The organism is Legionellales bacterium (assembly GCA_026125385.1).
Lineage (GTDB): Bacteria > Pseudomonadota > Gammaproteobacteria > JAHCLG01 > JAHCLG01 > JAHCLG01.
On record JAHCLG010000048.1, the window covers coordinates 1 to 10,273 of the forward strand.

General features: G+C 38.1%; 9 protein-coding genes and 2 rRNA genes. 5 read left to right on the forward strand and 6 right to left on the reverse strand.

What is annotated here, in order from left to right; translation table 11 throughout:
* Positions 1 to 609, forward strand: a 609-nt coding sequence (locus tag KIT27_11835; protein MCW5590338.1) for a hypothetical protein, incomplete at its 5' end; no start/stop codon positions are given.
* 158 nt (positions 610 to 767) lie between these two features.
* Here KIT27_11835 and KIT27_11840 read toward each other — a convergent pair.
* On the reverse strand, positions 768 to 2,654 hold the full coding sequence (locus KIT27_11840) for a KUP/HAK/KT family potassium transporter (protein ID MCW5590339.1): 1,887 nt from the start codon (positions 2,652 to 2,654) through the stop codon (positions 768 to 770).
* A 54-nt stretch (positions 2,655 to 2,708) separates the two neighbouring features.
* Positions 2,709 to 4,181 (reverse strand): oligopeptide:H+ symporter, encoded by a 1,473-nt coding sequence (locus tag KIT27_11845; GenBank protein MCW5590340.1) that lies wholly within the window; start codon positions 4,179 to 4,181, stop codon positions 2,709 to 2,711.
* 535 nt (positions 4,182 to 4,716) lie between these two features.
* Between KIT27_11845 and trpR the strand changes: the two genes are divergently transcribed.
* Complete coding sequence (gene trpR / locus KIT27_11850; GenBank protein MCW5590341.1) at positions 4,717 to 5,007, forward strand: trp operon repressor; 291 nt, start codon at positions 4,717 to 4,719, stop codon at positions 5,005 to 5,007.
* A gap of 14 nt (positions 5,008 to 5,021) precedes the next feature.
* Positions 5,022 to 5,381: a hypothetical protein gene (locus KIT27_11855; GenBank protein MCW5590342.1), complete on the forward strand. Its 360-nt coding sequence runs from the start codon at positions 5,022 to 5,024 to the stop codon at positions 5,379 to 5,381.
* A 101-nt stretch (positions 5,382 to 5,482) separates the two neighbouring features.
* On the opposite strand, the gene KIT27_11860 is transcribed toward KIT27_11855, so the two are convergent.
* The gene (locus KIT27_11860; protein ID MCW5590343.1) at positions 5,483 to 5,713 is read right to left on the reverse strand and encodes a DUF2835 domain-containing protein; all 231 of its coding nucleotides are present in this window, start codon (positions 5,711 to 5,713) and stop codon (positions 5,483 to 5,485) included.
* An 83-nt stretch (positions 5,714 to 5,796) separates the two neighbouring features.
* Here KIT27_11860 and KIT27_11865 point away from each other — a divergent pair, with 83 nt between their 5' ends.
* The gene (locus KIT27_11865) at positions 5,797 to 7,023 is read left to right on the forward strand and encodes a metallophosphoesterase (protein ID MCW5590344.1); all 1,227 of its coding nucleotides are present in this window, start codon (positions 5,797 to 5,799) and stop codon (positions 7,021 to 7,023) included.
* Between the two features lie 68 nt (positions 7,024 to 7,091).
* The gene (locus KIT27_11870) at positions 7,092 to 7,448 is read left to right on the forward strand and encodes a glutaredoxin family protein (protein MCW5590345.1); all 357 of its coding nucleotides are present in this window, start codon (positions 7,092 to 7,094) and stop codon (positions 7,446 to 7,448) included.
* A 160-nt stretch (positions 7,449 to 7,608) separates the two neighbouring features.
* Here the strand turns inward: KIT27_11870 and KIT27_11875 are convergent, their stop codons facing one another.
* The 3 genes from KIT27_11875 to KIT27_11885 form a co-directional block, all read right to left on the reverse strand.
* Positions 7,609 to 9,081, reverse strand: a complete 1,473-nt coding sequence (locus tag KIT27_11875) for an NAD(P)/FAD-dependent oxidoreductase (GenBank protein ID MCW5590346.1) — start codon at positions 9,079 to 9,081, stop codon at positions 7,609 to 7,611.
* A 649-nt stretch (positions 9,082 to 9,730) separates the two neighbouring features.
* Positions 9,731 to 9,846: ribosomal RNA gene (gene rrf / locus KIT27_11880) — 5S ribosomal RNA — on the reverse strand.
* Between the two features lie 97 nt (positions 9,847 to 9,943).
* Positions 9,944 to 10,273: ribosomal RNA gene (locus tag KIT27_11885) — 23S ribosomal RNA — on the reverse strand; the annotation flags it as partial.

Consider the following 10,273-nt stretch of genomic DNA (forward strand, 5'->3'; position numbering starts at 1 on the left):
TCAAGTTCAAGTTCAAGTTCAAGTTCAAGTTCTCAAAATTATAACCTTCAATATTCTTTTTGGAATACAAGCTCTCAACTTGATCATAAAGTAAAACATGCAAACTATGAGGATTTATCAGGTATAGCTCACGTTACTCAAGAACAAATTCAGCTAATCGAAATATTAGCCGACGCCTATTGGTGTGCAAATAAAAATGCTAATAAAATAAGTGATAATCAGATCATTTTATTAATTGAGTTAATGCTAAAAACTCCGATTAGTAAAATGATAGAGCATTGCTCTAGTTTTAACTTAACAATGTCAAAATTAATTCAATTAAAAGATTTTCTTCAGCCAGCCTTAGTAGCTATTAAAACTCCGCAAGCTACCTTTGCGCACTCACTTGCTATAAAGATTCATCATGACTTAACTGGAAATGAAAATGGGAAGTCATTATTTTTCTGTGTAGTAAATTTCAAACGTAACCATACATTTACAGAGAATAGTCTACCTCTTTCACAGAATTTTGAAACTAGGACTATGCAAGGTATTAAAGAATGGGCAAAAAATCTATGTGATCCGTCACGCGAGGTTGAAATGCAGCAGTTCAATCAGCCTAGAACGTAGCGCAGCCGTAGCCTGGAACGGAGCGCAGCGGAGATCCAGGATCGGAGTTTTTTTAATGTTCTGAACCTGGATCTCCGCTACGCTCCGTTCCAGGCTACAGGCTGCGCTCCGTTCCAGGCTACAGGCTGCGCTCCGTTCCAGGCTACGGCTGCGTTATGTTAGACGATGCAATAAGTGCCGATGGAGATGGTGCGATCGAAGGGTAAATTGTAAAATTCGATGTTTAAATTGGCAGAATAATTGCGCATTAAAAATGAAAATAATTTTTCTTGCCAGTAAAACCATAAGGTTTTTCTCTTGCGGGAGGCAACGATATTGGGAACTTCAATTAAATACGTTGCAGCATCAATGTCAATTTCATAGGGTAAAATATCATTTTCACAGGCTAATTTAAGTGCTTTTGGAATATCGATATAATCCATAAAACCATAATTTAACGTAAGCTGACAAATATTAACGTCTAAATGCGCTAAACAAAAACGTTTGTCTTCTCGCACATAAGGAAAATTACCTACCATATAATTTACAATTAAAATATTTTCGGGAATTGCCCGATTTAATTTTAAAAAATGTAAAAAGCTCACCCCGCTTTGATCATAAATATCGGTGATAAAAATCCCCGTTAATCCCGATAATTTATTTAATCCGGCGTAGTTTAATTGTTTTAAAATACTCGGTAAATCTTCATGTCGACCATGATACGTTTTGCGTAAATAATCCATGCCCTTAGTCCAGGTATACATAATAAACGCTGAGGTCAAAGCAAAAACAATAGGCACCCATCCACCGGTCGCAATTTTTTGCAAGTTAGCGCCAAGAAAAGCAGCATCAACCATTAAAAACAAAGAAAAAACCAGCAATATTCGTGATAAATTCCATTGCCAATAGCGATGCGCGACAAATGCAATCATCAACGTCACTAATAACATTTCTAAATTAACCGCAATACCATAGGCATGCGTTAATGCCGCAGTGGATTGAAAGGTAAAAATTAATACTAAAGTACCAATCGCTAAAATAAAATTAACTTGTGGTATATAAATTTGACCTTTTGCTTCTTTTGAGGTTTGTACAATATTTAAATGGGGGTATAAACCTAATAATACCGCTTGTTTGATGATGGAAAAAGTTGCAGAAATAACAGCCTGTGATGCAATAATGGTGGCTAGTGTGGCAATGAATAATAAGGGCAAGGAAAACCATTTCGGAGCAATGAAATAAAACGGATTGGCAATGGCTTCGGGATGCAATAATAAATATCCGGCTTGACCAAAATAATTGAGTAATAATCCTGGTAACACCACACAAAACCAACCTAAGCGAATAGGTTTTTTGCCAAAGTGGCCTAAATCTGTGTATAAGGCTTCACCGCCAGTGACGACTAAAAAGATTCCACCCAATAATACATAGCCATGCCAACCATTGTAGCGAATAAAATCAAAGGCATAATAGGGATCGATGGCTTTTAGCACAATGGGATCATTAATAATTTGCACTAAACCTAAAATGCCTAAAATAATAAACCACACGAGGACAATGGGACCGAAGGCAAAACCAATTTTAGCGGTACCAAACGACTGAAAGGCAAACACGCCAATTAAAATAATTGAGGCAATGGGTATTGTCCAATCTGAAAAAATAGGTGCAATAATTTTTAAACCTTCAATGGCACTGACGACGGAAATAGCCGGTGTTAACATACCATCACCAAAAACTAATCCCGCACCAAAAATACTTATGATAAAAAATAATTTTATCGCACGGCTGTTTTTGCGTTTAAGTAACGCCAACAAAGCCAGTATTCCACCTTCGCCATCGTTATCGGCGCGTAACACCACACAAATGTATTTTAATGAAATGACTATAATTAATGACCAAAAAATTAAAGATAACACCCCTAAAACATCAATTAAGTTGATTGGGAGATTATCCAGCGATTCGCGAATTGCATATAAAGGGCTAGTACCAATATCGCCAAATACGACCCCTAACGCAGATAAGGTGAGTAAGGAGAGGGATTGTGGCGATGATTTTGCATTCTCCATAAAAAATTCCTTTTCATCCATTGATACGCACGCTATCAAGTAAAATACAGCGTTTTAATGACCCATTACGGTATCCTGATGTTGCTTTACATTCATCATGATTTTTTTGATTAAAGGCAATAATAATAATGATACCAAGGCAATGACTGCACCAAAGAGTCCAATTTTTAAAAACGCTTGATGATAGACTGTTAATGATTGTACCCCAGACTCTGGCTGGGTCGTGGCTAGCTTGGCAAGATATGCCGAAACTGTTGCTGAAAAACCTATAAAAAATTGCCAAACGCCCATTAAAAATCCCTCTAGCCCTTCTGGTGCTAAACTTCCTACCATGGCATTACCAATTGGGGCAATAAATAATTCGCCGACGGTAAAAAATAAGTAACATAATAAAATCCAAACGATATGAATTTTTCCAACTGCGTTAGCAAAACCAATAGCCACGACTAAGAGTAAAAACCCACTCGACATAATAATTAAGGACGCGGTAAATTTAGCGGGAATACTCATATCACGATTGTGTTTATGTAAATAAATCCACAAATAACTTAATAGCCAGCCGACGGTGATAATGTAGAAGGGGTTTAACCCATAAAATACCGAGGGTGGGATGGTATGACCGTGCACGATCCGATCGACATGATTTTTGATAAAGACTGTTAATAGCGAAGGCTCCAACATATAAAGAGACCAAAAACCAATGGAGACTAAACTTAATAAAATGAAAGCGAGTATCCGATAGCGATTCACTCGCTGCGGTTGGGTAAAGGCAACCGCTAAAATACCCACAATAACGATGGCACCTAAGACTAAAATAAAATTAGTACTGCTGGTAGCATGGCGTAAGGCAAAATAACAAATTCCAACTGGCCACAATGCCATAATTAATAAGCCAGCCAGTAATTTAGCGGGACGCCAGTTTAATACTGCTTGCACTTGACGAGAAGGATGTGGCGTTAATGTTTTGATCCCTAAACAAAATACGATAATTGCACCAATCGCTACACCACCTGAAATCAAAAATGCCCAACTATAACCGTATTGATGCTGAATATATCCGCCGGTGATGGAAGAAAGTAAATAACTTAAATTCATAATCATGTAGGATAACGTAAAAGCGCTTTGGCGACGGATATCGTCTTTAGCATATAATTTTCCCTGCAAAACTAAAAAAGCGGTGGAATTAAAGCTTGCGCCCATAATAAATAATGCTAAACCCCAATAGATAATTGATTCACTGCGACAGCCCATCAAAAAAAAGGCGATGATAATAAAACTAACGCCGACTAAATACGAGCGTTGGTAGCCAAACCAATCGACGATACGCCCGGTATAGAGCGGCATGATATATAAACAGGTGTTAAACATGGCAAAAAGCGCGTAGGCCGCTTTATCGGAAAAACCAAAACGCTCGGTGAGATATAAGACTAATAACGAAAGAAGAATACCAAAACCAAAACTTAAGATTGCAAATGAAACGGAGAGATACCACAGACCTACAGGTTGTTTTGTTGCGTGATTTGCCATTTGCTTGAGCCATGTCCTTGTATTTACTGAAGGAATTTTGTAACACATTTTGCTTGGTTTGTCATGGTATTTAACGCAAATTTTACGATATTTAAATTTTTTCATGGAGCTAAGCTTGGTGCAGTTACTCGATAGAAACTCCATTTTTCTTTTTAGTCATTCGCTGCGGTTTCATACTGTGGTGTGAAATGACTTTGAGTAATGCGCGCTTATGCTTGGCTTGTCTATGGTTGAGAAAAGTTTTGTACCCTTCACCAGCTCACGCGTATGACATATCCAATACACTTCAAGATGTGGTGAGCATCATGAGGTACCTCTCTTCATTAAAAGAATATAGCGCTCGTCATCTTTTTATCGCGCAGCTTTATTAGCAAGCAGTCCAGCCCTTCTAAGAACTTGTACTCTTTACGCTCTAAAGACCGGTATCTCAAACTGCAACGATAATTTGATCAGCGATACCGTTTATTTTAACAGAGTGCTTGACATTTTTTTGTAATGATGTAACATTACATCAGTTTTGCAAGAAGGCACTTTCATGAAAAAATCCACCCCGGGATGGCCGGCGTTTTTAGAGTTGTGTGTAGCCTGCACGGACGTAAAATCATTAGAAGAAATATTAACGATTTTTCTCACGCCGGCAGAAATCGAGGATTTATCACAACGTTATTGGGTTTTACTAGAGCTGTTACGAGGCGAAAAAACTCAGCGTGAAATTGCTAAAAGTGGCAACGTCAGTATTGCAAAAATCACCCGTGGTTCTAATGAATTGAAACGATTAACGGCTAAACAATTACAAGAATTACGAAAAAAAATATTGAATCACTAATTTGGAGTAACCCCATGAATAAAAAATTTTTACTACTCGCCAGTACGATATTAAGTTTTACCCTAATGAATAGTGCAAATGCCTTTCCCGTTATTTATAAATTTAATGTCAATAATAGTACCGCCCAAGTTATCCATTTAACAACCAGCGGAAACTTTAGCACTCAACAACCAGATGTTGCACCAAAGGGATCTTCACAAGTGGGCGGGATAAACCAGGGCGGGGTTGAGATTGAGAATGCCAGCGGAATAATATGCAATGCTGAATTTTCGGGTGCTTCTTCATCACCGACTCTTTCAAATCACAGCAATCAGTTTACTTGCCGTTTTTCAAGCGCTGCTGCAACATTAATTGTCACGCAAAACGCCTCGTGAAATACTCCTCACGCCCTGCAAAATGCGGAAGCTTCTTGCAGGGCGGGGGGAATAAGATGTAGCCTGTGTCAATTTTATCGTTCCCCGCATAAGGGGAGATTTTAATCGACTCTCTCAATCTCGATGAATTTATTATTTTCATCGAAAAAAATCCGAAATTTTCCCTGCACACCATGGCGTGTGACAAATTTTCTGAGGACGTTGACAGGGAATTGCACGGTGATGCCATTCTCAGCAGTGGCTAATACTTGATTGACATTTCCCCGGTAATAATGGAGTAACTCTTGTGCTTCGATATAGAGATTGACGATTAAACAGTGTGTTGACCTCATGGTTATGTTCACCATCCTGGTTAAAATGTTGTTATCGCTAAAGAATGATTGGCAATGCTGCCAATTTGTTGCAAAATATCCCCATGAATAATGATTACAGTATACCAGAAACGGCGTTAATTTTATTAATAGGTTCCTCCGGTAGTGGAAAATCCTATTTTGCCAATCAGTATTTTCAACCTGATGAAATTTGTTGTCCCTCGTCTGTAGATATGGCTAAGCTTCATCATCACGTGGCACAGCGCTTAAAAGCTCATCAGCTCACCGTGATTGATGCTCCCAATTTACAACCAGAGCAACGGTTAGAATTTATTAAATTAGCAAAATCGTATCATATGTTAACGGTTGGAATTATTTTTAATCTCGATCCTGAAACTTGTGTTAGACAAAAACAAGGTAAAACTGATGCGCTTTTAGTAAAAACCATTTACTCACAGCATGAGCAATTACAAACTCAATTACCCCACATTCAACAACATGAAAAATTTCATCAAACCCTGTTGTGGAAAATGCCCGAAGAATTTTCTCAGATTAATTTCAGTCGGTCACCTTTACCGTGTAATTTAATTCATGAAACTGGCCCTTTCGATATTATAGGCGATTTACACGGTTGCTACGATGAGTTGGTGTTATTATTGCAACGCTTAGGATACGAAATTCAGTTGCATGGTCGACAAAAAATTATCCATCCCCAACAACGGAAATTAGTTTTTTTGGGCGATTTGTGCGATCGCGGACCTAATAGTTTAGGTGTTTTACGCTTAGTGATGGATATCGTAAATCAGCAACAAGGATATTGTGTGCTTGGCAATCATGATAAAAAATTAAATCGTTATTTACACGGCGCTGATGTCGCGCTTACCTATGGTTTTGAAACGACCCGCGATGAATTACAACAGGCTTCAGAATCATTTCGGCTTGAAGCAAAACATTTTTTAAATGATTGCTTTTATCATTATGTCTTCGATGAAGGGAAACTCGCCGTTGCGCATGCTGGACTGCAAGAAGAATTTATTGGTCGTTGCTCGGGTGAAATGGCAAATTTTTGTTTATTTGGGCCGAAATCTAGTGAAGTCGATCAATATGGTTTACACATTCGTTATCCATGGGCGAAGGATTATCGAGGAGATACCAAAATTATCTATGGTCACACCCCCGTCGCAGAAGCAAAGTGGGTAAATAATACGATTAACCTCGATACAGGGTGTGTATTTGGTGGCAAATTAACCGCCTTGCGTTACCCTGAATGTGAACTAGTTTCTGTTCCGGCAAGTAAACAGTATTATGAAAGCTTAAAACCAATTGAATAATTTGCTTGCAGATATTTTCTTGTCTTGTAAAATTCAACTTCATTATCGTTAATTTAGTAGAAGTCCCTATGAAAACAGTAATATTCATTTTTTCTTGTCTAATATTAATGCTCTCTGCAGGTTGTGCGAGTCAATCCGTTTACCTGCCTTCAGCAGTTAATGCTGCCAATCAACATTTAGCTCCGGTAAAAATTTATGGCGCACCTTCTTGTGTTAATACCATGTTGACGAAAATCTATTTTCAAGAACATGGCATTCCTTATCATTATTATAGTGTGGTGAGTTCAGTGGAAGGCATTAATTTTTATAATAAAGTGGGTGCGCCTGGTATTCCGATTATTGTGGTGGGTAAACAACAAATTTTAGGTTACAACACCGATCCTATAAATAAAGCATTACGTAAAGCGGGTTATGTGATCAGTTGATTGCATTGCATGTTATTTATAATCTCCCAGTGCTTTGATTATATACTCAAAACAACCGGATTTTAGGTGAGGCACTACGTGTAAAAATGCAAAGGAGTATTACTGAAATACATGCCTCAGTAGTTTTATGCCTAAGATTCAACGGCAATAAGTTTTGTGGCTAAAAAAGCAAGTAAGCCATTTTTATTTTTTCGAGTGTCCTTTTCAACCAAGATAATTTGGATTTAAAAGGATACTTTAGCGGGGGTTGATTTTTTCCCAGCGTGGCGCAAAGCGTATACCAATTTTTCTGATTTTCTTGGATGAAATGCTGATAAGGATAGCGTTGATGAGAGCGAATTAATTTATTGGCAAGCCATGCTTTAATTATACGCTTGCCTTCTCGATCGTGTTGCCAGATAGTTTTCAAGAATATTTCGCTTTTATGCAAGTCGAATTCTCGCACTGGAAATTGCGGAAATTGAGTGATGATCTTGCGGAATTTTTGTGGATTTTTAAAATAGTAAATAAATAAATCGCTCGTTAACTCTTGGGAGTATAGATAACTTAAGGTAAAAAAGCCTGTTTTTCCCACGTCAACTTGGTTTAAATTGGGTTCTCGACAATAGACAAAGCTATTTTGTTGATTCAGAAATAGGCCATTAAATAACGAATGTCCTATTAATTGCTCTAATGCAATATTGGTTTTTTCCTGATCAAAACCGATGTTTTTTACGATAAGATCTGCCGGAATTTTTAAACTTTCATTCATTTGCACTGTATTTTTATCAAGTTTAGTAATCTCACCCTTTATAATTTCAAGTTTTTTATAATAGAGCGCAATGAAAAAAAAGTCAGAAACTGGAGATACGACGTGTTGATCGGTTATAGTAGAGTTAGTTAATTTTTCTAATAAATCGAGCCGCTGAATATGTTTATAAGGTAATTTTAGTATTTTTAATGCTGATTGTCCTTTATAAATAGGTGAGCGCGTGGTTAGATAATGAAAATATGCAGAAAATACCAGATTGATACTGCGACACACCAAGGTTACTTTTTCCGCGCCATTTAATAATGCTTGTCGCGCATTTTCAATTGCAAATGATCCCATCCCTTGAATAATCACCGATTTGCCACGAAAATCGTAAGCGCATAAATCATTCTGCAACCCATAGCTAATTTTACCTAAAAAGTGTTCTTCTCCAGGGTAACCAATCATTTTTTTTGTTTGTAGTAAACCTGTGAGAACAATAACACCATTTACCATCATAGAGGTCATTTGGTGATTTTCGTTGAAGGTAATTTGATAACAGGTTTCTGCTATTTGACTGACTTTAATGACTTCAGTATTAAGCTTTAAATCTTGATAAAGCTGGTATTTTTCCGCAATTTTGTGTAAATGCTGGAGAACCTGCTCACGTGTGGGGTAGCTTTTCTGCTTATCACTATCGTTGTTATATGGTTCAAGCCGATAATCGCATTCTGCAATTTGCACTTGGGAATAAGCATTAGCAATCTGATCCCATACCCCCCCCAGATGAGCCGATTTTTCAAAAATAACTATGGAATATCCGGCTGCTTTTAATTTTTTTGCCCATAATATACCTGCCATACCAGCGCCGATGATAGCTACAGTCGTTTTTTTATCTTCCATCTCCGCATCCTATTTTTAAGCTTCTTCCTATTGTCATATTATCATCAGCAGATCTGTGAGGATATTCTAAATGTTCACAGGCGAATACTTTTGAGGGATTGATTTTGCCTGTGTAAGATTTGCTCGCATGGTAGGCAATTTAAGATGAAAAGGCGGGATTATCCCCCTTAAAAATCCCCATCGGGAGTTAAATGCAATGAGCGACGAGTAAGATAGGTAATAGAGAACGGCAAGCTTATCAAATTTCCTTAGCACATTAGCACATTTTATAGCTAAGCTGGGAGACATTGAACCCACATTGAGCTATCCCACTTCATAAAAAGTTGATTTTATTAAATACAAAAAAAACAATAATTTAGAATCTTTCAAAGAAAGTTATATGCTCATCGAAATGAAGATCGTGCAAATTGATCATTCAATAGAAGCTGTGAGTAGGGTGAAAGTGAATGGATCCAGCGATAAAGGGTTTAAATAATCTTACTGCGAGCAAAAGTTTACTAATTTGTTCAAAATAAATTCGATTTTTTAGCCAGAGGGTAGCTCAATATGGGTTTGAACAGACTCTAAGGAAAATGGTGCGCGTGCTATGCGACTGCACTGCAATAAAAAAAGCCCATAGTTGTTTAAAACTATGGGCTTTTGAATTAAAACCTGGCAATGTCCTACTTTCACATGGGGAGACCCCACACTATCATCGGCGCTGAGCGTTTTCACTTCTGAGTTCGGAATGGATTCAGGTGGGACCCACTCGCTATTGTCGCCAGGAAAACCGGTTTGCTTAGTTAGCGTTAAGCTAACAAAGCGTGATGAAAAATTGGAACAAGCGCTTCACAAGAAGAATACCAGAAACTCGCTTGAATATATGGTCAAGTCTCACGGTCAATTAGTATAAGTTAGCTTCATGCATTACTGCACTTCCACACCTTACCTATCAACGTCATCGTCTTTAACGGACCTTTAGAGGTATCAAGTACCTAGGGAGATCTCATCTTGAAGGAGGCTTCCCGCTTAGATGCTTTCAGCGGTTATCCCGTCCGAACATAGCTACCCGGCTGTGCCACTGGCGTGACAACCGGAACACCAGAGGTTCGTTCACTCCGGTCCTCTCGTACTAGGAGCAACTCTTCTCAAATCTCCAACGCCCACGGTAGATAGGGACCGAACTGTCTCACGACGTTCTAAACCCAGCTCG

Excerpts from the sequence above, each read along its gene's own strand:
- KIT27_11860 (MCW5590343.1), bottom strand. The coding sequence starts at position 5,713 with ATGAGGTCAACACACTGTTTAATCGTCAATCTCTATATCGAAGCACAA.
- KIT27_11855 (MCW5590342.1), top strand. The coding sequence starts at position 5,022 with ATGAATAAAAAATTTTTACTACTCGCCAGTACGATATTAAGTTTTACC.
- KIT27_11865 (MCW5590344.1), top strand. The coding sequence starts at position 5,797 with ATGAATAATGATTACAGTATACCAGAAACGGCGTTAATTTTATTAATA.
- KIT27_11870 (MCW5590345.1), top strand. The coding sequence starts at position 7,092 with ATGAAAACAGTAATATTCATTTTTTCTTGTCTAATATTAATGCTCTCT.
- trpR (MCW5590341.1), top strand. The coding sequence starts at position 4,717 with ATGAAAAAATCCACCCCGGGATGGCCGGCGTTTTTAGAGTTGTGTGTA.
- KIT27_11875 (MCW5590346.1), bottom strand. The coding sequence starts at position 9,081 with ATGGAAGATAAAAAAACGACTGTAGCTATCATCGGCGCTGGTATGGCA.
- KIT27_11840 (MCW5590339.1), bottom strand. The coding sequence starts at position 2,654 with ATGGAGAATGCAAAATCATCGCCACAATCCCTCTCCTTACTCACCTTA.
- KIT27_11845 (MCW5590340.1), bottom strand. The coding sequence starts at position 4,181 with ATGGCAAATCACGCAACAAAACAACCTGTAGGTCTGTGGTATCTCTCC.